Consider the following 21,443-nt stretch of genomic DNA (forward strand, 5'->3'; position numbering starts at 1 on the left):
AAAGGTTCAGACACATGCAAGCGATCGTGGTCAACAGTTTGGGTGGGCCGGAGGAACTGCGAATCACCCAGAGCCCGGCAGGGCGTCCGGGTCCTGGGGAGATCGCCGTACAGGTATCCGTGGCCGGGGTGAACTTCATGGACACGGGAACGCGACGAATGGGGATCCCGACGGGTGAGATCCCCTTCATTCCCGGAGTGGAAGGCGCCGGGCGGGTGAGCGAAATCGGCCCGGGCGTAACCGAGTTCGCCATCGGGGATCGCGTAGCCTGGGTGTTCGCCTGGGGCTCCTACGCCGAGCGGATCGTGCTGCCGGTCACCAGTGCGGTGCGCTTGCCGGACGACATCTCCGACGAGGTGGCGGCGAGCGTGATGATGCAGGGCATCACCGCCCATCACTTCGTCACTGAAGCCGCCCCGGTCGGGCCCGGGGACGTCACACTGGTCCACGCCGCGGCAGGTGGCCTCGGTCAGAAGATCATCCAGTTGGTCAAGGCGCGCGGCGGAACGGCGATCGGGCTCACGTCGACGGCGGCGAAGGCCGAGGTCGCCCGGCGTTTCGGCGCGGACCATGTCCTGGTCTCCACGGGAGACGCCTTCGTGAAGCCGGTACTGGAGCTGACCGACCAGCAGGGTGTGGACACCGTGTTCGACGGCGGCGGCGAGACGACGTTCCATGCGTCGATGAAGGTGCTGCGCAGGCACGGGACTCTGCTGTACTACGGTGCTGTCATCGGCGCCGTCCCTACGGTGACCCTGCGCGAACTGCCCAACAGCATCAAGATCAGCTATCCCGTCTTCCGCGACCACATCCCCACCCGCGAGGACCTGGTGCGTAACACCGAGAAGATCTTCCAGCTGATCCGAAGCGGGCAGTGGAAGATCGACATCGGTCGGCGCTATCCGCTCAGGGACGCGGCACAGGCCCACCGCGACATCGAATCCCGGGCGACCACGGGGAAGTTGCTGCTGTTCCCCTGAACCCACTGAGCGGAAACGGTCAGGATGTGGACCACTTCTGGTTGTCGTGGCCGTTGCAGTTCCACAGTTGGAGCCTTGTGCCGTTCGACGTCTGCTCGTCCCGTACGTCCGCACACTTGTTGGCGAGGCCGCTGACCAGATCGTGCCGCGCGTTCAGTGTGAACCGCTGCGCCTGACGGCCGTCGCAGGAGGCCATGCGGAGGTCTGCTCCGTCGTCGGTGGAGCCGCCCGCGAGTTCCACGCACATGCCGAGCGCGCGCATCGTCCCGTCCGACGGGAACGTCCAGTGCTGTGAGGCGGAGCCCGAGCAGTCCCAGATCATGAGCCTCGCGCCCTGTGCGGCCTTGCCGCCGACGATGTCGATGCAGCGCTGCGACGCGTGGCTGAACACGCCCACGCCCGGCATGGACTTCGGCTCGGACGGCTCGGAGGGGGCGTTGTCCTGGGCCGGGGCGGTGGCCTCACCGCCGGGAGCCGCGGAGGCCGTGCCCAACGCGTGGCCACTGGGTGAGGCGGACGTGGAGGGCTTGGCCGACGGTTTGGCGTCCTTGCCGTCCCCGGCTCCCGTGGGGGCGGACACGCTCGCCGACGGGTCGGCGGGCCGACCGAGTCCGGCGACGTCGTCCAGGTCGTAGCCGCCGGAGTCGACGGCCACCGACCGTCCGTCGCGCTTCCCGTCGCCGTCCTCGCCGCCCAGGGCGAGGGTCAGAACGACGGCACCCGCGGCCAGCAGCCCCACGACGCCCACCACGCCCAGCGCGCCACGGAACCCCTCACGCCGGGCCTTGTCACCGCGACGCCTGAAGAGGCCCCTGGACGGGTTCTTCGACGAGTCGTCCGCCGGAGTGCCGGCCGCCGGGGACGATACTGTGCGGGATTCACCGGAGTTCGTACGGGAGCCGAGCGACGAGAACTGGACGAGCCGGGGCAGGTCCCGGTCGGCCGCTTCGGGCCCGCCCGCCGGAGCCGTCGGACCGGTCTCCTCGGCCGTCACCTTGTCCTGGGCAGGTGCGGAAGAGGAGCCGACCTGCTTCCCGCTGCCCGGGACGCGTTTGGGGAGGCCTCCGTCCGGACGAGGTGCGCGTGGAGATGGCATGGGTTCCTTCCGAACGGGGCGCCGGACACCGGCGGCCGAACGACATGTGACATGAGGATCTCAAGTATGCGGCCGAAACCTGAACCAACGCATCGCACGGCCGGCGCGCACCGTATCACCGAGATGTGAGCGAACCGAGAACATGTGTGAGCGCTCCGGTACCCGGTGCCGCCCAGCAACACCGCAGAGCGGGCCGCCGGAAGAACCGACGGCCCGCCAAGGCGGCAAAGCGCCCCACTCAGGGACTTCAGCGCCTTCGGTTGCGAGGGAAACGGCCGGTGCGGCCGGTGATGAGGGCGCCGCCCCCGAGGAGGGTGGCCGCCGCGGCTGCCAGGAGCAGGAGTGTGGTGCCGCTTCCGGTGGCGGCGAGTTCGGGACGACCGCGCTCCGTGCCGTCGTCGCTCGTGTCGCTGCCGTCGGAGTCAGGTGTGGAGGTACTCAGGGGAGGGAGGTCGCCCGCTTCCGATCCGGCCGTGCAGTGGTGACTTCCGGCCGCGCGCCGATCTCCGTGCCCGGTGTAGGTGGAGATCAGGGGGTAGCGGCAGAGGTCACGGGTCACCGTCTTGCCGTCGGCGTCGGTGACCGCCGCGGGCAGTGTGTCGGGGGCCTTGCCGTTCTCGACCCAGTCCGTAAGGGCCGCCAGCGGGTCGGTCGGTACGGGACCGGTGCCGCCGCCTCCGCAGTGGCCCACGCCGGGCGCCAGGAACAGCCGGTAGAAGGTGTCGACCTCGTCGGTGCCGCCCATGAGCCGCTGCACCCGCTGGCGGTAGTCGACAGTGCCCTGGGTCGGGATGAGCTGGTCGGCGGAGCCGTGGAAGGTGAGCAGCTTGCCGCCGGCCTCGCGGAAGGCGGCAAGGTCCGGGTCGTCGGTGCCGATGATGCGGTTGTACTGGGCACGCGACTGCTCGAACAGCTCGGCGAACCGGGCGTAGGTGAGGGTCGAGGTGTCGAATTCGGGGTCGCGCTCCAGGAAGGTCGAGACCCACACGGCGGGAACGGGGAAGGGCGCGCCCGACCGGGTGCCGTCCGCGTCGGCCTCGGTGCCTGCCAGCGCGTCGAGGGCGGCCCCGACCGGCACTCCGTACCACAGCCGCTCGCCCGAAGGGGTTTTGGGCCCGTCCCAGATCTTGCGTACGACGTCGGCGTCGGCGGCCGTGATGGTCACTTTCTTCTTGTCGCAGTCGACGGCCTTGCCGATGAGCTTGCGCGGTTCGAACGCGCAGGCGGCGGGCTCGCCGAGGAGGCCGTCGGTGGCCCCGTCCAGAGGGTCGCAGGCCTTGACGGCCGCCTGGGTGAACGCGTCGAGCACGCACGGGGCGGGGAAGGTGTGCTCCTCGTTCATCACCACCTGCGGCCACAGTGTCGCCGGCACGTACCGGTCCCAGTTGATGGCGGGGGCGTCCGCGAGGATGCCGTCGAAGTCGTCGGGGTGACGCTGCGCCTCCACGTACCCCTGGCGGCCGCCGGTGGAGCAGCCGTTCCAGTAGGAGTAGTCGGCCGGGCGGCCGTAGAAGGCGTCGGTGATCTCTTTGCCGACCAGCGCCATCTCGTGCTGCCCCCGGTCGGCGAAGTTCTCCAGCAGGGGTGTGTTGACCTCGCCGTCGGGCTCGAGCGCCCAGCCGACGTCGAGGTAGGCGGGGGTGACGCCCGCGTCGGTCGTGGCAGCGGCGTACCCGCTCTTGATGGCGGTGGCGAGTCCGGGTCCGAAGTCCCCCGCCGCGAAGGCACTGCCCCCGACCGCCTGGAAGCGGCCGGTCCAGCCCGTCTCCGGCAGCCAGACCGTGATGTGCGCGTGGTCACCGGCACCGGGGTGAGTGAGAGTGACGGTGACCTCGCAGTACGCCGGAACACCAGTGGCCGGGGGCGGGGCCGGCTGAGGCGCCACCGCTGGGAAGGTGACGGTCCCGCCCGCTCGTCGCGCCCCCTTCACGGACTCCACCTCGGTGCCGGCGGGTGCGGCCACGGACAGGTCGGTGCACCTGCTGGAGGGTCCCCCCAGGGGGAGCGAGGGAGGCGACGCCGAAGCGGTGCCCGCCGGGAACGGTGCCGCGACCGAGAGGGCGAGCACCCCGGTGACGGCGAAGGCCGATATTCTCATTGCACTCCTCAGAACATGGAGCGCCGAGCCGCGAGCCGCTGATCCTGCCCACCCGCGTCACGCGGTGCGGCTCGGCGGGCCCGAGGCCGGGCACGCCGTCTCACCGCATCGGCCGGACGTGTGCCGCCGGGCAGCGCGGCCGGCCGCCGGGGATCAACGGGTCTCGATCTGGCGCGCTCTGACTGCTCCAGAGAAACGTATGGAGTCTCTGCCCACCTCGCCCGTTGAGCGCCGCCATACAGGCAAGGGCCCGCATGGGAGCAGGCACAGGCCACCGCCCCTGGAACCGGCCCCACCATTCCGTATGACTTACTCCGCGGCATCATCACCGCGAGTGGCTCGGTGGCCCCGCACGCGTGGCAGCGACAGGCCCGGCATCAGTGCCGCGGAGCTGGGCCGGATCAGCGGAGCCAACCGCGATCCCGAGACGGAAACACCCTGCTGCTGAACCCGATCGAGAGGCCGAATTGCTCCGGCCCAGGTCAGAACCCCAGGAAGACGCCGTCCTCCTCCTCGTCCTCGTTCGCGTTCTCGTTCGCGTAGTGTTCGTTGTGCGCAGTGGTGACCGAGGTGTGTGCAGTGCCTGCCAGGCCAGCTCGTCGGAGAAGTCGGTGTGAGTGCCGTCAGCAGCCAGGCTTGCGCATGAGTACGAGCCTTCCCAGCGGACTGTCGGCGACCTGCGCGTCCTGGAACCCGGCCGCACTCCCCTCGGCGGCCAGTTCTTCGGCGGACAGCCCGTAGGGGATGTGCCGTTGCGTGAAGAAGAGCCGGTCGAGCCGGGCGCGGGCCGTGGGCTCGTCCTGTGTGGTCTGCGGTGGGAAGAGCTCCTGCACGAGCAACAGACCGTCCGGACGCAGAGCGCGGAAGATCGCGGCAAGGGTGTCCGCCCGGACGTCCTGGGAGAAGAACGGCTGGGCCCAGAAGGAAACGGAGAACGTCGACTCGTCGCGCAACTGTCGGGCGTCGGTGGCTCGGATTTCCACGCGATCGGCGACACCGGCGGCTTCGGCGCGACGGCGGCACTCGGCGGCCACTTCCGGGACCATCTCGACACCGACGGCGTGGAGTCGGCCGAAGAGCGTGAGTGCGGTGAGCATCGCCCCTCCGACGCCGCATCCCACGTCGAGCAGCGGGCCGCCACCTTCCAGCCGCGCCTTGAACTCCGGTACCACGTCATAAAGCATCCCGATCACCTGCCGGGAGGCCGGTGACGGCCGCACCCCCCAGTCGCGGGCGATGACCAGCGCCTGGTCACCGTCGATACCGGGGGCCCGGCCCATCGGCTTCACCGCCTGTGCCACCTGGCCTCGCGCCAGCTCCACGGCACCGAGCACGGTCGTCATCTCGACGCCGGAGGCTCCGGCGACGAGCGCGTCGAAGTCGGGGCTCAGCCGAAAGGAGGCAGCGCGTTCTCCGGACCGCACCACGCCGGCCGGGACAAGCACCGCCATGACGTCGGAGACCTGCTCCGCCGAGGTGTTGTGCGCGGCCGCCAGTTCGGCCGCGGTGGTGTCGCCGCGCAAGTCCTCGAGCCACCCCGCGCGATGGGTTGCCCGGACCAGCTCGATGAGTTCCAGTCCCTCGGCCCAGCCCTTCATCACGGACCGTGCCGCCATCGCGGCCTGCATACTCTCGACCCGCTGGTCGTGCTCACGGTCGACGTTCACTGTCACTCCTGTTTCCTCGCCTGATCGGCTCTGACTCGAAGTTCGGCACCCGGGACGACGGGGGCGGGGTGCCGCGGCGCCCTGAAGATGTTCGTCGCTCTTCGGCGGTGGCCGGTGCGGGAAGCCCGCGTATCTCGGCGAGCAGGGACGTTATCGCCGCCATGATGTCCTCCGTGGCCTCCCGCCAGACCTCAGGTCCCGGTTCCCGGTCACGGAAACGGGACAGGTCCTCCAGCGCGCCCGCCCCGCCGCGCGTGACGGGAATGTGCTTCATGGCGCGCATCAGCCGCCCGAACGCCCCTTTGAACAGGCCCGCCTTCGCGAAGAAGCGCGGCGGGTGTCCAGCGGCGTACTGGAAGTATCCGTAGGCCACCGGATCGATGTACGAGTTGTGGTTGACCGCTGCGATGAACCCGTCCGCGGGGGGAAAATGGTGTGCACCCGCCCACTCCCGTCTGAACAGCAGCAGCACGATCGGGCGCGCGATCGCGGCCATCGCCCGATAGGTGATTCCGATTCTTCGGTCCGGCATACATTTCCCAATGTGAGTCAGCTACCCGGACCTGGCAGGAGGGCTCCGGATCCGGTACGAGCGCGGGACACTCTTGTATATACCACCTGTTTGTCGCTGTGGCCCGCGGCCTGCCGACTACGGCAGACGCACACACATGTTGAGAAGATTCACCACATGTTTCTCCCCGCTTCGGCATGTCGTCGTGCCAAGGACAGGGCGAGGCCGACCTGCACCCGTGCCCTGATCGAGCGGGCCGCCGCACGTCCGACCGCGGCCACGGGTGCGGGCACCCCCGTGCGTGAGTGATACACAAACCGTAGGGCTCCCCCTATGGTCCGCCCACCGGACTCTTGTGCATGCTGAGACCATGTGCATCAACATCGTCGTCGTCGACGACGACCCCGGATTCCGCCGCATCGCCACGATGCTGCTGACGGCACGGGGACTGCGTGTCGTGGCGGAGTCCCGGGACGGTGCCTCGGCTCTGGACGCGGTGCGGGCACACCGCCCCCACGGACTGCTGCTCGATCTGCACCTGCCCGACCTGGACGGAGTGACTGTGGCCCGCCGGCTGACCGAGGAGGCCCACCCGCCGCGGATCGTGCTGACCTCGACCGACAGATCGTTGTGGTCGCAGGAGGAACTGGAGAGCGTGGGCATCGAGTGCTTCGTCGCCAAGGACAAGTTGTTCGACGCCGATCTGCGAGGCATGTTCGCCGCCTCCGGTGCTTGTGACTGAAGAGATGTCGCCCGATGCGGCACCGGCCGGCGGTTCGGACGACGGGCACCGGCACCGTGAGGGCCCCGCCTCCTCGGAACGGATCGACGGCGCCGCCTGTCGTCAGGCGGACGCGCCCGTGGAGTCGATCTCCCGTGCGTACAGGCGGGCCAACTGGACCCGGGAACGTATCCCGAGCTTCTCGAAGACGTGCCGCAGATGCGTGTTCACGGTGTGCGGGGACAGGAACAGCCGCTGTGCGGCCTCCCGGTTGGTGGCGCCGTGGGCGATCAGACGGGCCACGCCCAGTTCCGACCTGCTCAGTCCGCGCCACCCGAAGTCCGCGGTGGGAACGGCGGTGCCCGCCGCGGGCAGCGTCCGGACACCGAACGCGCGGAGCCTGCCCCGCACCCGCCGCGCGTCGCCTTCCGCCCCGCACGCCTCGTAGCGGCGCAGCGCCTCCTCGAAGCGGGAGAGGGCGACGCCGGCGCCCTCCGGGGAGCACACCCCGGCGTCCTCCAGGGCACGGGCCCGCAGCAGGGGGCGGGCGTCGCCGTGACCGTCCGCCGCCCCGGCGAGCAGCTCCGCGTCCCGCGCGAACAAACCCCGCGCGTGCGAGGCCGCGGCGGCGAAGAGAGGAATGCCGGGGTTGAGGCCGGCCCGCTCCTCGGCGAAGTCCACCGCCGCGGCGGCCACCTCACGGCTGCCGCAGTCGAGCGCGGCGGCCACGAGGAATACCACGTCACCGGCGTCGACGCAGGTGGTGTGGAGGAAGCCGCGCCGCAGGTGGTCGGCGGCCGCCCCGAGACGGTGCCGCGTCAGGGCCCGGTCCCGCTGCCCGGCGGTCAGCAGCGCGATCCATGCTCCGGCCCGGTAGGACTGGGGGTCGTCCCCGGCCAGCAGATGCTCCGCCAGGGCGGCGCACGCCTCCAACTCGGCGCCGTCGCCGGTGTGCAAGGCGATCCGGGCCCGGGTGCACGCCAGCGCCGCATCGCTCGCGGCGGCCGGCCCCGGCGCCTGCGCCCCGGGGCCGGCCGCCGCCACTTCCCGTGCTGCCTCGTCCAACCGGCCGCCGTCCAGCAGCAGCCGGGCCCGCGCGGTGCGCCACAGGGGCAGATACGCCCGCCGGCCCCGCTGTCGCGCGTCGGCCATACCGTCCTCCACCAGGACCGCCGCGGCCCGGCCGGCACCGGACAGGCCCAGCAGCGCGGCCCGCCAGGCCGTCGACAGCACCACCTCGGGCAGGGCGGGTCCGTATGCCGGGTCCAGCTCGGCCGCTTTCGCCGGCACCGGCTCGCTGTGCGCGAGTGCCTCGGTCCAGCGTTGCCGGTGGCAGGCGCTCATCGACCGGAGGGCGCGCTGTGTCAGATCGTTCAGAGGGTGTGTGCCCCGGGCGCGCATCAGGGAACCGGCCACCGTTCCGCCGGCCTCCTCGGCCTCGCCCGCCAGCAGACGGTTCAGCAGGGTCGTCGACAGCAGTTGATCCTTCACCGCGAGCGGGACGTCGTGGTGGTGCAGCGCCCGGCGCAGGTGCGCCTCGGCGTGGGGCACCGGGAACGGTCCGCCGGTCCGGACCAGTTCCAGGCACACCCGGGCGTGGGTGACCGCGTCCGGCGGCGTTTGGAGTACCTCGCGGGCCAGGGCGCGGGCCTCGTCGGGCTCGCCGGTCTCCCACACCAGGGGCACCAGCCTGGCGGCCAGCCGCAACCGCCGGGGCGGGTCGGTCCGGCTGAGGTCCACCGCGCGGCGCAGGTACGTCGCCGCACCGGACGGAGAGAAGGGCGCCAGTTCCTGAGCGGCGCTCTCCAGGACCCGCAGGGCGCGCTCGTCGCCGGGCTCGGCGAGTTCGGCTACCTCGGCCGCGAGCATCGCCGGGGACGTGCCCTCCGCGAGCCGCAGGTCGACCGAGCGCCGGCGCAAGGACCGGCGTAGCGGCGGGGGCAGCGTGGCGGCGACCGCGTCACGCACTGAGGAGTGCGCGAAGGCGAGACGGTCCTCGTCGGCCCGCATCAGACCCGCCGCCAGCACCTCCCGCAGTGGTCGCAGCACTGCGGATTCGCGGCTGTCGAGCAGCCGGCACAGGTGCCGTACCCCGAGGGCCGCGTCCAGCACGGAGGCGGTCAGCACCAGGTCCTTCGCGGTCCGCGTCAACCGATCGAGCCTGCGGGCGACGACGTCCCGCGCCAACGGGTCGCGCCCGGCACCGACGTCCCGCACCGGGCCGGGCTCCTCGGAGGCGAGCAGTGCGCACAGCTGCCGGACGGCCCCCGGCAGTCCGCCGAGCAGCGGCAGATACGGCTCCGCCTCCCCGGCCCGCGTCCCCAGCAGGTCCCCGACCAGCAGGCGTACGGCGTCCGGTTCCCAGGGCTCGAGTTGGAGCCGGGAGGTCCGCTCGGCCGGCAGGGCGCAGCGCAGCGCCTCCACGGCAGGCACGTCGAGATGGGACCGTGAGGCGAGGACCCACAGCAGCGGCAGTCCGGCGAGCCGCGCGGTGAGTGTGCGTACCGTGCGCAGGGTCAGGTCGTCGCAGTGCTGCACGTCGTCGAGGGCGACGACGAGTGGCCGGCCATGGGCGAGGGCCCGCAGACGGTCCTCGATCCGTCGCATCGACTCGTACGGCGAACCGGGTTCGGTGTCGGGGGTCGTGGACAGCGGGGCGAGGGCGTCGATCAGGGGCGTCAGCGGCGGCAGGCCGCCTCCCGCGACACCGCTCCCGGTCAGCGCCAGGGCACCGGCCGCGGCCGCCTCTTCGGCGGCCTCCGCCAGCAGGCGGGACTTGCCCGCGTCGGCGGGGCCCTCGATCCACAGCACGCCGCCCTCGCGGTGGTGCACGAGCCCCCGCACCCGCTGACGAAGGTGCTGCCGCTGCGCCCCGTGCCCGCGCGAGACGGCCGACGACACGAGGACAGTGCCGCCCGGCGTCGGCGGAATGCCAGTGGCCCGGGTCAAGGCAGCCTCCAGTGGATCGGTGGGCCGTACGACCGGGCGCCGCTTCCGTACGGTGGTCACGAGCCGGCCGGTGGGCCACGGACCCGTGGTCGGCTCACATGTGTGATGTCCTCGGTCGGGACCAGGGTGTGTCCGTGTCGCGTCCGGTGACTGTCAGGGACACCCGATGCGTCCCGGGGCACACCTCAGGTTCGGGTGTAGGGACAACCCGACGTTTGTGTGTCGGTTGCCCGCGATGCCTCCGTGCGGCGAACCGGGGTGGGGTGTGCCCAGTAGAAAGTGTAGGGGAGTCCCGAGAAGAGCCGAGGGAGCACATGACAGACCCCGGTACAGGCCCGGACGAAGCATGGTGCCCCGTCCGGAGATCACCGACGAACAGGAAGTGGACATGACGCAGCTGGAAACCCCACGGGAGGAGACCCCGCACCCTACGGGCCGTCCCGGCGGCCGCGTGGTCGCCGGGCCGGGCGGCGTCCTCACCCGGGCGACCATGCTGGCCGGTGCCCTGATCTCGGCCACCGTGGGCGGCGTACTGATCGTCGCGCACGTCGGCACGGTGGCCACGGCCGGAGTGCTCTTCGGGGCGCACATGGTCGTTCAGGGAGTACTGCAACTGCTCGCGGTGCATCGTTCCAAGGCGTCGAACACGGTCCGGGGGCTGCTGTGCGCCGGGGGCCTCGCCGTCCTGCTGCTGGGCGTGGCCCTCTTCCACGGCCAGGCCGACAGCGTGTTCCTGCTCGCGGTGTCGACCGGCTGCGGCTGGCTGCTGCGGGGACTCACCATGGCCGTCTCCGTCACCTCGCCCTCGGTGAGTCATGTGTTCGTGTACGACGACCTGCTGAACGCGGTGATCGTCTCGGCGGGTCTGTTCATGACCGCGTTCCCCTTCTCCTCCCCGGCGCAGACGGCCCACGTCGGCGGCGCTGTGCTCATGGCCACCGGCGTCACCGAGGCCGCCGCCGCCGCGCGACGGGGTCCCCGCACCCTGCGCGCGATCGACTGAGGCGGGGCAACGTCCGCCCTCGACACCTACGCCGGGCTGCCAGGTGCGGCGGAGGTCCGCACCCCGTCATCAGCTCGAATCACTCACATGTGTGATGTGCGGTTCCGGTGCCGCCGTCAGCCTGTCCATACGCGGTCCGTCGCGGACGGCGAGTGAGGAGTCCCCAGGTGCCAGGCTTCACCCATGGTCGGGACGACACGGCGTTGCCTCCCGACGGGCTCGGAACGCGGCCGCGCCGCCTGCGGGTCCTGAGCGACAACGACGTGGCGCTGATCAACGGGCCGGTCTTCCTGGTCGGTCTGTTCTACGCCGTGTCCCCGTACGTACTGGGCTTCGCCGACACGCACCACGACCTCGCGGTGCACGACCTGGTCGTGGGCTGCGCCATCTGCGCCCTGGCCGCCGGTTTCACGGTGGCTCCGGAGCGCATGACGGGCCTGAGCGCCGCCCTGGGCGTGACCGGACTGTGGATGGCTCTCGCGCCCTGGGCGGTGGCCCACACCTCCCCGGGCCGCGGCGCCGCCGTCGCCGGGGTGGTGTTCGGCGTCCTCGCACTGGTCCTCGGCCTGGTGTCCGCGGCCCTGGTCCGCCGCGCCAACCGCGTCCCGTAGTCCGCATTCCGCACCCACCCGTCCCGTCGGCGGGCCCCGCGTTCCCCTCAAGGAGAAGTCCGATGGCCGCACCCGTACCACCCCGAAACGACCCGCGGGCACCGTGGCGCACCGAAGGAGTGCCGGGCGGACCACCGGGGGGACAGCCGGCACCGGACGGCCGGCGCCGGCGCAACGGCTGCCTGGTACAGGTCGTGATCTTCCTCGTCATCTACTTCGGGACCGGTCTGCTCTACAACAACATGAGCGGGGACGGCATCACGTCCGTCGACTACACGGCCTTCACCGCGCAGTTGGACGCGGGCAACGTCAAGACCGTCTACTCGCGGGGCTCGGAGATCCAGGGCACGCTGAAGAAGGCCCGCGAGATGCCCGGAGGTGAGAAGGGCACCACGTACGTGAAGTTCAAGACGTACAAGCCGGCCTTCGCCGACTCCGGCCGGCTGTGGCGCGAGATCACCGCGCACAAGGTCTCGGTGTCCGCCTCGCCGGTGTCGCAGGGGCCGGGCCTCGGCCAGTCGCTGCTGGTGTCGCTGCTGCCCACCGCGCTGCTGATCGGTGTCTGGGTGTTCGTGGCCCGCAAAGCGGGCGCGGGCGGCGGGCTCGGCGGCGCGGGCGGAGTGCTGCGCCGCAAGCCGCCCAAGCCCGTCGAGGCGGAACAGGGGCGGACCAGCTTCTCCGACGTGGCCGGCATCGACGAGGTGAAGGGCGAGCTGAGCGAGGTCGTCGACTTCCTCAAACGTCCGGACGCCTACCGCCGCCTGGGCGCGAAGATGCCCCGCGGCGTGCTGCTCGCCGGCCCTCCCGGCACGGGCAAGACGCTGCTCGCGCGGGCGGTCGCGGGTGAGGCCGGGGTGCCCTTCTTCTCCGCCTCGGCCTCCGAGTTCATCGAGATGATCGTGGGCGTGGGCGCCTCCCGGGTACGGGAGCTGTTCGCCGAGGCCCGCAAGGTGGCGCCGGCCATCGTCTTCATCGACGAGATCGACACCATCGGCCGCTCCCGCACCGGCTCGGCCGTCGGGGGCCACGACGAGCGCGAGCAGACCCTCAACCAGATCCTCACCGAGATGGACGGCTTCACCGCCTCGGACGGCGTCGTCGTGGTCGCCGCGACCAACCGGGCCGAGATCCTGGACGCGGCGCTGACCCGGCCGGGCCGGTTCGACCGGGTGGTGACCGTCTCCCCGCCCGACCGCGGCGGCCGGGAGGCCATCCTGCGCATCCACACCCGCGAGATCCCGCTCGCCACCGACGTCGACCTCGCCCAGGTCGCCCGTACGACGCCGGGCATGACCGGCGCGGAACTCGCCAACCTCGCCAACGAGGCGGCCCTGTTCGCGGTCCGGCGCGCCCAGGAACGCGTCACCGGACGCGACCTGTCCGACGCCCTGGAGAAGGTGCAGCTCGGTGCGCAACGTCCCCTGGTGATGCCCGAGGAGGAGCGCCGGCGCACCGCCTATCACGAGAGCGGACACGCCCTGCTGGGCATGCTCCAGCCCGGTGCCGACCCCGTCCGCAAGATCACCATCGTGCCGCGCGGCCGGGCACTCGGCGTGACCCTGTCCACGCCGGACGCCGACAAGTACGCGTACACCGAGGAGTACCTGCGCGGCCGGATCATCGGCGCGCTCGGCGGCATGGCGGCGGAGCGCGTCGTCTTCGGGGTGATCACCACCGGCGCCGAGAGCGACCTCGAACAGGTCACCGGTCTCGCTCGCGGCATGGTGACGCGGTGGGGGATGAGCGAGCGGGTGGGACGCCTGTCGGTGCTCCCCGCCGACTCCCAGCAGCCCTACGGCATGTCCGCCGCCCCCCACACCCTGGATCTCGTCGACACCGAGGTCCGCCGCATCGTCGACGACTGCTACGCCGAGGCGTGCCGGACCCTCGAGGACAACCGGCACCGCCTGGACGACCTGGCCGCCGGCCTGCTGGAGCACGAGACGCTGGACGAGGCGGACGCCTACCGCATCGCCGGGGTCGTGTCCCTCGCCAAGGAGCACGAGGCGTGAGCGGCCGCCGGGCCTGGTGACCGCACACGCTTTCCGTACCCCGCCGGGCGCGTACGCGCCCGGCGGGGTACGGCCGGTTCAGTCCCGGATCTGGATCTGGATCTGGAGAGTGGTGCCGCCGCCGGGCGGTGAGTCGATGGCCAGTTTGCCGTCGAAGGCCGCCACGCGGTCCGCCAGACCGGTCGTCCCGTTGCCGGCGGTGGCCTTGTCCACGCCGCCGATCCCGTCGTCGACGACTCTGATGCGCAGCTTCTCGCCGAACTCCACGAGGACGTCGATCCGGGAGGCCCGCGCGTGCTTGACCGCGTTGGTCACGGCCTCGGCCACCACGAAGTACGCGTTCGACTCGACCGTGGAGGAGATCCTGCGCTCGTTCTCGCACACGACGACCGTCGCCACCGGGCACCGGGATGCCAGGTCCCGCACCGCGGGCACCAGACCCTTGACCGTCAGTACCAGCGGGTAGATGCCGGAGGCCAGTTCCCTCAGCTCGTTGACGGCCGACTGCGCGCTGTCGATCGACTGGTCCAGGAGGTCGATCGCGGCCGTTTCCGTGTCGGGGAGCAACTCCCGCGCCAGCCGCAGTCCGATCATCAGGCCCACGAGATGCTGCTGCGCCCCGTCGTGCAGGTCCCGGGCGGTACGCCGGTGCACGGCCTCGGTGCTCTCCATGATGCGTCGACGGCTGTCCTGGAGCGAGGCGGCCATGCTGTTGAAGGACGTGCCCAGGGCCCCGATCTCCGCGATCCTGCTGGGGGCGACCCGGACACCCAGGTCACCGCCCGCCAGTTCCTGAGCCGCTGCCGCCGCCCTGCGCACCGGCCTGACCACCGCACGGTGCTGAAGCAGGGTGAAGACGGCGAACAGCCCGGTCGAAGCCGCGAGTCCCAGGGCAGCGGCCAGCACCGCCTGGCGACTGTTGGCCCCTGCGGCGTCCGTGCGCTCCGCGAGCTGGGCAGGTTCGTCGGTCATGTACCGGTGGAACTCGTCCCGCAGCGCGTCGACGCGTCGCTTGCCCTCGGTCGCCTGAGCCAGGGAGCGGGCGGCGGGGTCGCCGCGACGGATCTTCATCGCCCACGACCTGTCCGTCGTCCGGCACATCTCCGACCGGGTCGCGGTGATGTACCTGGGGCGGATCGTGGAGACCGGCCGCGACGCCGAGATCTACGACCACCCGACGCACCCGTACACCCAGGCCCTGCTGTCCGCCGTACCGGTGCCCGACCCGGAGGCCCGGGAACACCGCCGGCGGATCATCCTCACCGGCGACGTGCCGTCCCCGACCGCCGTCCCCTCCGGCTGCCGCTTCAGGACCCGCTGCTGGAAGGCACAGGACCGGTGCGCCCACGAGACACCGGTGCTCGACGTCCCAACCGTCCCACGCTCTCTCGCCGGCCTCGCGGCACACCCCTCCGCCTGCCTCTTCGCCGCCGAGGAGAACGTCCCGACCATTCCTCCTGAGACGCGTCTCAACGATCCCTTGGCGAGGCCCTGATGTACCGAGACTTCCTCTCCACCACCGACTGGCGGGCAGAGAGCGCCTGCAGCCGCGTAGACCCCGAACTGTTCTTCCCGATCGGTGACACCGGCCCGGCCCTGACGCAGATCGAGGACGCCAAGGCCGTGTGCCGTGTGTGTCCTGTCTCCGGGCCCTGCCTGCGCTGGGCGATGGAGGCCCGGGAGATCCACGGCATCTGGGGCGGAACGAGCGAGAGCGACCGCCGCCTGCTGCATCACCGCGCCGCTCGGGCGATCCGGGCCTGAGCCGTCGCCCGCCGATGGTCAGCCCGTGTGCCGGGCGGCGGCCCGGTAGAGGGGGCCGGTGATCGCGGTGGTGAACTGCGGCCCGACGAGATGGCGGGTGCAGGCGGGGTCGTCGTAGTCGCAGGCCTCGCCCGCGCCGGAGAAGAAGCCGCTCTGGGTGTTGTCGCCGACGACTGTGCCGAGTCCGGTCGCGGGGTCGAAGCCGGCGATGCGGGGACCGCCGCTGGAGCCGCCGCCCATCACACAGGCGTTGCCCCATTGACCCCTGGGCTCGGGAAAGTCGGGCGTGCCGGGGTATTCGCGTCCCGCGCCCGCGCAGAAGGCGAGCCGGGCGCCGGTGTACTCCGGCAGGCCCTCCCGCGCCGGGTCGGAGGAGGCTCGCGGGTAGCCGAACTCGTACACCTTCCCGGCGCCCGGCCGGTCGAGGCCGATGCGCTGGGCGGCGCCGGCCGCGTCCTGCACCCGGCGGCCCCGGCTGTCGGTGTTGAGCACGATGAACGCCTGGTCGTAGGCGTCGTACGTGAGTGAGTCGATCTGGTCGTTCCTCAACCAGGTGGCATCGGCCACGCCCAGCCGGCCGGTGAACTTTCCGTAAGGCGCGCGGCCGTCGCGGTATCCGGGGACGAACATCACGTTGTCCGTCCACCGATTGTCCTCGCCGAGCAGGTCCGTGCTGTTCACGCAGTGCGCTGCCGTCACCACGGTGCTGCGGTTGGCGCTGTCGACGACGGTGGCGGTGCAACTGGCGTCCTCGCCGTGATCGGTGAAGAAGAGCCGGCCCACCGTCCGGCTCAGGGTGTCGGAACCGGTCCACGGGGCTCCGTCCGGACCGCTGGTGGGCGGGTTGTCGGAGGTCGGTTGGGTGAGGGCCGCGATGCGCTGTGGGGACCAGTAGTCCAGCACGGTCCGCTGCTGTGCCGGGGTGACGGCCTGCGGATGGCCTGCCACGCCACCGGAGCCACCGGAGCCGCCCGTGACGGACAGGCTAGGTGGAGCTGCCGCAGCGGGGCCTGCGGGCAGGGACAAGACGGCGACGGCGGCGGCCAACGCCGCCATCGAGAAGGCGGCTTGGTGCCGAACGTTGCCGCGTGTCCGGCCGAGATGGACGCCTGAGCGGCGGGGTGTCTTGGGCATGGGCGGAGCGTAGGCGGCCGAGATAGGGATCCTGTCAGCGATCGGTAAGGATCGCGTCGTGCCCGTCCCGGGCCAGTTCGAAAGCGGTCGTCGGCGGGCGACGCGAGAGTGTTACGAGGTCCGCTGTGTCGCGCTGATCGCCATGGCGGTCAGCTGGTCCTTCGCGGAGTCGGTGGCGCCGCTCGCCCGCAGCGTCGCGACGGCACGCTCTGTGCGGGCGGCGATGTCGCGTTCCACGTGCTCCACCGCGCCCACGTCGGTGATGATGCCGCGCATCGTGCGCAGGTCCTCGTCGGAGATCCGTGTCCCGATCCTGGCCCTGAGGAACTCCGCCGCGTCCGGATCCTGGTCGTCGGCGTACTGGAGCGCGGCGGTGAACAGGACGGTGCGCTTGCCCTGGGCCAGGTCGTCGCCGGACGGCTTGCCGGTCTCCTCGGGGGCGCCGAACACGCCCAGCAGGTCGTCGCGCAGCTGGAACGCGATGCCGAGGTCGACGCCGAACGCGCGGTAGGCGGCGATGAGTTCGGCGTCGGCGTCGGCTATCGCGGCACCGATGTGCAGCGGGCGCTCCACCGTGTAGGAGGCCGTCTTGTACCGGTTGACGCGTAGTGCCGTGCCGAGGTCCTCGGCGCCTGCCGCTTCGGCGGTCAGGTCGAGCAGCTGACCGCACAGGGCATCGGTGCGCAGCTCTGACCACACCGGAGCCACCCGCTGCTGCGCCGACATCGGCAGACCGGACGTGCGGACCATGTCGTCGGCCCAGCACTGGGCCAGGTCTCCGACCAGGATCGCGGCACCCGTGCCGAACATCTCCGCGTCGCCGCGCCAGCGGTGGGCCCGATGCTGGTCGGCGAACATCACATGTGCGGCCGGAGCACCCCGGCGGGTCGAGGACGCGTCGATGACGTCGTCGTGGATCAGCCCGTAGGCATGGAACATCTCCAGAGCCGCGCCGGTGCGCAGGACCGCCTCGGCCTCGCTCCCGGCCCCGTCGCCGCCGGCGCCGACCCAGCCGAGCCATGCGAAAGCCGGCCGAACGCGTTTGCCCCCGCGCAGCACGTAGCTCTCCAGCTGGGCGACCGCGGACGCGTAGGCCGGACTGATCGTCTCGGCCTCGGCCCGACGGGCGGCCAAGTACTCCCGGAGCACCGCATCGACGTCGGCCGCGTGCAGAGCCGTCCCGGAGCGGGCTCGGGTGGTACTCATGCTGTCCCTTCGGCGCGGGTGGCCGGGAGTTCAGCGGCCGTTGCCCGGTGGCGGTCCTGAGTGTAAGGCACACGTGTGGCCGGTTTCGGGCAGTCCCGCTCCGCCGCAGGACTGAGGTGTCTCGGCCCCGCGGGGTCAGTCGCCTCGAAGGACGGGGCCGTACGCGTTGGGTCCGCGAGCACCCTGCGGACGCGACGCGGAGGCACAGGATCCGGGCGCGTGCTCTCGACTGAAATGTTCCCCCGGGTTGTCGGTGCGGGGATACAGTCCGGCCAGGGCCGGATCGGGGAGCGGAGGGGGCCGAAGTGCTGGAGGTTGTGGCGCTCAGCGCGCTGACCGCGTTTCTCATGTCCGTGGGCAACGGCGCCGCGGGGGAGATGGGCAAACAACTCCTGCTGTCGACAGGCACTCTGGTGCGAAGGACCACGGGGCGTCGGACGCCGCTGCCGTCCGTCCCGGAGGAACAGGCGGCACTGGCAGGCCTGCTGCACGCGCGTCTGGGACAGGACCCTCGGCTGGCCGCCGAGTGGGCCCTGCTCCTGCGTGTCCAGGGCCGTTCGGGAACGCCGATACTGGCCCGGGGGAGCGGACTGCCGCCCGCCCCACGCCACTTCACCAACCGCGACAAGGTTCTACGGCAGTTGGCCAGGGAAGCGACCCGCCCCGCCGACGGTCGGCCGCGGGTCGCGCTGCTCCACGGGCCCCCTGGCATCGGCACGACCGCGACCGCGCTGCGTATGGGCGCCGAGCATCACGCCCGGTTTCCGGACGGGCAGTTCTACGTCGACCTGCGGGACTCGTCGACGGACGTCGGACCGGGTCCGGGTGCGGTCCTGTCGCGGCTTCTGCGGCAGATGGTCGTCGAACCCGGGCAGCTCCCCTCCACGGAGAGGGGCCGAGAAGAGCTGTATCGGAGCCTCATGGCGGGCCGTCAGGCTCTGGTGGTGGTCGACCACGCGAGGTCGCTGGCCCAGGTGCGTGGCCTCACACCCTCGACACCCGGTGTCTTCCTGCTCGTGGTCGTCTCAGGACAGCCCTTCGCCCTGGAGGCCGAACGCGTCGAGGTCGAGCCGCTGAGCGATCGCTACGCGGTGCGGATGCTGCGGGCCCTGGCAGGGCGGGAGAAGGTCGCCCGGGCACAGGCCCGAATGCCGCACCTTCTCGGCCAGTGTGCCGGCAACGCGTTCGCGCTCAGGGCCACGGCGACGCAGTTGCAGGGCGAGCGGCCCGCCGGCCCCCTGCCGTCGGCCGGCCCCGGCAGCCCCGATCCCGTACGCGAGGCGGTTCAGCACGCCACCGGTCGTCTGCGGCCACCGACCGCGCGCCTGTGCCGGCTCGCGGCACTGGGCGCATGGCCCGGCCTCGACGCCCACCTGGCCGCAGCCGTCGCTGACGTGACCGAGCAGGAGGCCGCCGGGATGCTCACGGAAGCGGTCGACGCCCAGTTGCTGGACCCGCTGGCTGACGGACGTCACCGCTTCCGGCCCGAGGTACGCCGCCACCTCTCGGACACCGCAGGCCCGGAACTCGGCATCGCGGAGTGCTCGGCCTCCGTCAGGCGGGGCCTGGACGCCGTACTGAACCGCGCCCTGCATGCCGCCCACGCCGCCCTCCCGCAGAGCTGGCGCACCGAACCGGCGCCGTCGGACGGGACCCCGTACGGTGACGAGTCGGAGGGCTTGCGCGTCCTGGTGGCCGAGGCGGGCAACATCGTCCGAGCGGTCTCCCTGGCCGAGGAGTACCAGCACACCACCACGGTGCTTCGCCTGGCCCGCGCCCTGTGGCCGCTGCAGCTGAAGGCGGGCCATTGGGACGACGTGCTGCCGGCCCTGCGCATCGCGACGCGCTCCGCCGACACCCATCAGCCTCGCACGCGCATGGCGGGTGCCCTGCACTTCCAGTCGGCGCACTGTCTCGACCAGTTGGGGCGCCGCGAGGAGGCGGACCGCGCGGCGCTCGCCGCGGTGGACTGCGAGAGGGCGGCGGGACACCTGCGCGGGGAGGCGTCCGCCGTCGAGATGATGGGTCTGTTCCGCCTCTACCAGTGGGACCACCCTTCGGCGTACGAGCGTTTCACCGAGGCCAAGAGCATCTACGAACGGATCACTTCCGGCCAAGAAGGTGCCGATGACCTCCCCCGTGCTCTCGCGCTGGTTGAACGCCACCGAGGGCGCGCCCTGCGCGGCATGGGTCGGCTGGAGGAGTCACAGAACCTGCTTCGGACCGCGGTCGACTTCTTCGAGCGGCAAGGCGAGTCCTACAACATGGCACGGGCCCTCACGGACCTCGCCGAGACGCTGCACGACGACGGCCGGAACACCGAGGCGCTGACACGGATCACGGAGGCGGAACGGCTGCTCGACCCGGCGGCCGTGCCGCACCACCAGTACCTCGCCGCTCTGCGGGAGCGCTGCGGGGCTACCGGGTGAGGGGCACCACCCGCACCGGATGAGCATGACCGGCGGTGCGCACCAGCAGCGTGACACCCTCGCGGGGCACGTGGCCGCCGGCCGAGAGCCATGCGTACAGCGACGAGGCGTACGCCGCCGGATCGAGGTCGGCGCCCGTGCCCGCCGACAGCTGGAACACATCGCCTTCACGGGTCCGCACGGCACACGTGTCGGGGCCGCTCACGAACACCGCCATGGCGCACTGCGGGTAGCTGCGCACGACATCCGCCGTCCACCCGTGCCAACCGCCCAGGCGGGGGTCATCCGGCAGTCCGTCACGCACGATCAGGTCGGCGGTCTCCAGGGCGGCAGGATCCCGAGTGTCCTCGTGCACGGCGACATGGACATCGCCCCGTGCCCCGTAGGAGAGTACGGAAGACCGCTCGATCTCCACGCCCGCGCCGTCGACGCGGGTCCGTACCCGTAGCGGTGCCGTGCGGTGCGGGGGGTCGTACGCGGGCAGCGACAGCCGCTCGAGCAGAGCGGGAGCCGACGGCTCGGACAGATTCATCAGGCGGTAGAAATGCCGCCGCAGCAGCCTCGCCGACGCTCCTGGAACCGACGTGATCCCCTCCGCCGAGTCGGCCCCGGGGCGTGCTTCGGCCAACAATCGCTCCACCTGCCCTCGCAAGGAGCCGTGCGGGTCCAGTCGCGGGGCGTGCCGGACGAAGGAGGCGAGCGGAGTCTCGGGATCGAGCTTGGCGTGCCCGTCGGCCGCCATCAGGACCGGTACGCCAAGCGCCGCCGCATAGTAGGAGACCGAACCGAAGTCCCCGACCACGGCGTCCGCGGCCAGGACGGCCTGGCGCCAGCCGTGAACGGGATCCACCAGGGCGAGGCCGCGGCGGCGCGCCTCGTCCAGCCACGCACGTATCTGTCCCGGCCCGTGCCCGTACCAGATGTTGGGGTGCAGCACCGCGGCCAGTCGGTAGTCGTCGGCCGGCAACTCGGCCGTCAGCCGCGGCAGCAGGCCGGGCAGGACGTCTCTGTCGCCGCTGCCGAACAACCCCTCGGGGTTCCAGGTGGAATTCAGCACCACGAGCCGCTGGCCGTGCCGGACGCCCAACGCGCGCCGGAATCGGTCCCGGTGGGCACGGGCGACGAGCATGCGGTCGAAGCAGGGGTCCCCGGCCACGACCGAAGCCTCCACGGCCTCGGGGCAGACACGCCGCAACCGCTCCACCTGTTCCGGGTGGGACAGCACGAGACCGTCGACGAACGGCTTGCCGTCCACCAGCAGC

Annotated in this window: 16 protein-coding genes and 1 pseudogene; 8 read left to right on the forward strand and 9 right to left on the reverse strand. The window is 71.7% G+C overall.

The genetic code is table 11. From position 1 onward, the window contains the following. Nucleotides 1–14: 14 nt before the first annotated feature. Nucleotides 15–980, forward strand: coding sequence for a quinone oxidoreductase family protein (locus tag ACGH7X_RS40860; RefSeq protein WP_399896180.1), 966 nt, complete (start codon nucleotides 15–17; stop codon nucleotides 978–980). 19 nt (nucleotides 981–999) lie between these two features. Here ACGH7X_RS40860 and ACGH7X_RS40865 read toward each other — a convergent pair whose 3' ends face one another. From ACGH7X_RS40865 to ACGH7X_RS40880, 4 genes are all read right to left on the reverse strand, one after another. Beyond that, nucleotides 1,000–2,076: a ricin-type beta-trefoil lectin domain protein gene (locus tag ACGH7X_RS40865; RefSeq protein WP_399896182.1), complete on the reverse strand. Its 1,077-nt coding sequence runs from the start codon at nucleotides 2,074–2,076 to the stop codon at nucleotides 1,000–1,002. Nucleotides 2,077–2,323: 247 nt separating this feature from the next. Next, on the reverse strand, nucleotides 2,324–4,174 hold the full coding sequence (locus tag ACGH7X_RS40870) for a tannase/feruloyl esterase family alpha/beta hydrolase (protein WP_399896185.1): 1,851 nt from the start codon (nucleotides 4,172–4,174) through the stop codon (nucleotides 2,324–2,326). 623 nt (nucleotides 4,175–4,797) lie between these two features. Then, nucleotides 4,798–5,841 (reverse strand): SAM-dependent methyltransferase, encoded by a 1,044-nt coding sequence (locus ACGH7X_RS40875; protein WP_399896188.1) that lies wholly within the window; start codon nucleotides 5,839–5,841, stop codon nucleotides 4,798–4,800. Continuing rightward, the gene (locus ACGH7X_RS40880) at nucleotides 5,825–6,337 is read right to left on the reverse strand and encodes a lysophospholipid acyltransferase family protein (RefSeq protein ID WP_399896191.1); all 513 of its coding nucleotides are present in this window, start codon (nucleotides 6,335–6,337) and stop codon (nucleotides 5,825–5,827) included. The genes ACGH7X_RS40875 and ACGH7X_RS40880 overlap by 17 nt, the downstream gene beginning before the upstream one ends. A gap of 385 nt (nucleotides 6,338–6,722) precedes the next feature. Here ACGH7X_RS40880 and ACGH7X_RS40885 point away from each other — a divergent pair, with 385 nt between their 5' ends. Beyond that, the gene (locus tag ACGH7X_RS40885) at nucleotides 6,723–7,094 is read left to right on the forward strand and encodes a response regulator (RefSeq protein WP_399896194.1); all 372 of its coding nucleotides are present in this window, start codon (nucleotides 6,723–6,725) and stop codon (nucleotides 7,092–7,094) included. Nucleotides 7,095–7,196: 102 nt separating this feature from the next. Here the strand turns inward: ACGH7X_RS40885 and ACGH7X_RS40890 are convergent, their stop codons facing one another. Beyond that, nucleotides 7,197–10,022 (reverse strand): LuxR C-terminal-related transcriptional regulator, encoded by a 2,826-nt coding sequence (locus ACGH7X_RS40890; protein ID WP_399896197.1) that lies wholly within the window; start codon nucleotides 10,020–10,022, stop codon nucleotides 7,197–7,199. A 388-nt stretch (nucleotides 10,023–10,410) separates the two neighbouring features. Here ACGH7X_RS40890 and ACGH7X_RS40895 point away from each other — a divergent pair, with 388 nt between their 5' ends. The 3 genes from ACGH7X_RS40895 to ftsH all read left to right on the forward strand — a co-directional run bounded on the left by ACGH7X_RS40895 (nucleotide 10,411) and on the right by ftsH (nucleotide 13,648). Further along, nucleotides 10,411–11,025, forward strand: coding sequence for a hypothetical protein (locus ACGH7X_RS40895; protein WP_399896200.1), 615 nt, complete (start codon nucleotides 10,411–10,413; stop codon nucleotides 11,023–11,025). A 167-nt stretch (nucleotides 11,026–11,192) separates the two neighbouring features. Then, the gene (locus ACGH7X_RS40900) at nucleotides 11,193–11,636 is read left to right on the forward strand and encodes an SPW repeat protein (protein WP_399896202.1); all 444 of its coding nucleotides are present in this window, start codon (nucleotides 11,193–11,195) and stop codon (nucleotides 11,634–11,636) included. Between the two features lie 62 nt (nucleotides 11,637–11,698). Then, nucleotides 11,699–13,648, forward strand: coding sequence for an ATP-dependent zinc metalloprotease FtsH (gene ftsH / locus ACGH7X_RS40905; RefSeq protein ID WP_399896205.1), 1,950 nt, complete (start codon nucleotides 11,699–11,701; stop codon nucleotides 13,646–13,648). A gap of 78 nt (nucleotides 13,649–13,726) precedes the next feature. Here ftsH and ACGH7X_RS40910 read toward each other — a convergent pair whose 3' ends face one another. Next, the gene (locus ACGH7X_RS40910) at nucleotides 13,727–14,749 is read right to left on the reverse strand and encodes a HAMP domain-containing protein (RefSeq protein WP_399896208.1); all 1,023 of its coding nucleotides are present in this window, start codon (nucleotides 14,747–14,749) and stop codon (nucleotides 13,727–13,729) included. Between ACGH7X_RS40910 and ACGH7X_RS40915 the strand changes: the two are divergent. Both ACGH7X_RS40915 and ACGH7X_RS40920 read left to right on the forward strand, forming a co-directional pair. Beyond that, nucleotides 14,712–15,143 (forward strand): annotated as a pseudogene (locus tag ACGH7X_RS40915) (oligopeptide/dipeptide ABC transporter ATP-binding protein); the annotation flags it as partial. The gene ACGH7X_RS40910 and the pseudogene ACGH7X_RS40915 overlap by 38 nt on opposite strands. After that, nucleotides 15,143–15,412: a WhiB family transcriptional regulator gene (locus ACGH7X_RS40920; protein WP_399896211.1), complete on the forward strand. Its 270-nt coding sequence runs from the start codon at nucleotides 15,143–15,145 to the stop codon at nucleotides 15,410–15,412. The pseudogene ACGH7X_RS40915 and the gene ACGH7X_RS40920, both read left to right, overlap by 1 nt. Before the next feature lie 18 nt (nucleotides 15,413–15,430). On the opposite strand, the gene ACGH7X_RS40925 is transcribed toward ACGH7X_RS40920, so the two are convergent. Next, on the reverse strand, nucleotides 15,431–16,360 hold the full coding sequence (locus ACGH7X_RS40925) for a trypsin-like serine peptidase (RefSeq protein ID WP_399896214.1): 930 nt from the start codon (nucleotides 16,358–16,360) through the stop codon (nucleotides 15,431–15,433). Between the two features lie 297 nt (nucleotides 16,361–16,657). Beyond that, the gene (locus ACGH7X_RS40930) at nucleotides 16,658–17,752 is read right to left on the reverse strand and encodes a polyprenyl synthetase family protein (RefSeq protein WP_399896217.1); all 1,095 of its coding nucleotides are present in this window, start codon (nucleotides 17,750–17,752) and stop codon (nucleotides 16,658–16,660) included. A 305-nt stretch (nucleotides 17,753–18,057) separates the two neighbouring features. Here ACGH7X_RS40930 and ACGH7X_RS40935 point away from each other — a divergent pair, with 305 nt between their 5' ends. Continuing rightward, the gene (locus ACGH7X_RS40935) at nucleotides 18,058–20,181 is read left to right on the forward strand and encodes a tetratricopeptide repeat protein (RefSeq protein WP_399896220.1); all 2,124 of its coding nucleotides are present in this window, start codon (nucleotides 18,058–18,060) and stop codon (nucleotides 20,179–20,181) included. Here ACGH7X_RS40935 and ACGH7X_RS40940 read toward each other — a convergent pair. After that, nucleotides 20,171–21,436, reverse strand: coding sequence for a hypothetical protein (locus ACGH7X_RS40940; protein ID WP_399896223.1), 1,266 nt, complete (start codon nucleotides 21,434–21,436; stop codon nucleotides 20,171–20,173). The two genes, ACGH7X_RS40935 and ACGH7X_RS40940, sit on opposite strands and share 11 nt — an antisense overlap. Nucleotides 21,437–21,443 lie beyond the last annotated feature (7 nt).

The sequence above is a fragment of the Streptomyces sp. BBFR51 genome (assembly GCF_044591655.1).
Lineage (GTDB): Bacteria > Actinomycetota > Actinomycetes > Streptomycetales > Streptomycetaceae > Streptomyces.

What these genes read in the sequence shown, in the direction of transcription:
- ACGH7X_RS40895 (WP_399896200.1), top strand. Translation starts at nt 10,411, where the DNA reads ATGACGCAGCTGGAAACCCCACGGGAGGAGACCCCGCACCCTACGGGC.
- ACGH7X_RS40870 (WP_399896185.1), bottom strand. Translation starts at nt 4,174, where the DNA reads ATGAGAATATCGGCCTTCGCCGTCACCGGGGTGCTCGCCCTCTCGGTC.
- ACGH7X_RS40930 (WP_399896217.1), bottom strand. Translation starts at nt 17,752, where the DNA reads ATGAGTACCACCCGAGCCCGCTCCGGGACGGCTCTGCACGCGGCCGAC.
- ACGH7X_RS40910 (WP_399896208.1), bottom strand. Translation starts at nt 14,749, where the DNA reads ATGTGCCGGACGACGGACAGGTCGTGGGCGATGAAGATCCGTCGCGGC.
- ACGH7X_RS40885 (WP_399896194.1), top strand. Translation starts at nt 6,723, where the DNA reads ATGTGCATCAACATCGTCGTCGTCGACGACGACCCCGGATTCCGCCGC.
- ACGH7X_RS40860 (WP_399896180.1), top strand. Translation starts at nt 15, where the DNA reads ATGCAAGCGATCGTGGTCAACAGTTTGGGTGGGCCGGAGGAACTGCGA.
- ACGH7X_RS40880 (WP_399896191.1), bottom strand. Translation starts at nt 6,337, where the DNA reads ATGGCCGCGATCGCGCGCCCGATCGTGCTGCTGCTGTTCAGACGGGAG.
- ACGH7X_RS40865 (WP_399896182.1), bottom strand. Translation starts at nt 2,076, where the DNA reads ATGCCATCTCCACGCGCACCTCGTCCGGACGGAGGCCTCCCCAAACGC.
- ACGH7X_RS40920 (WP_399896211.1), top strand. Translation starts at nt 15,143, where the DNA reads ATGTACCGAGACTTCCTCTCCACCACCGACTGGCGGGCAGAGAGCGCC.
- ftsH (WP_399896205.1), top strand. Translation starts at nt 11,699, where the DNA reads ATGGCCGCACCCGTACCACCCCGAAACGACCCGCGGGCACCGTGGCGC.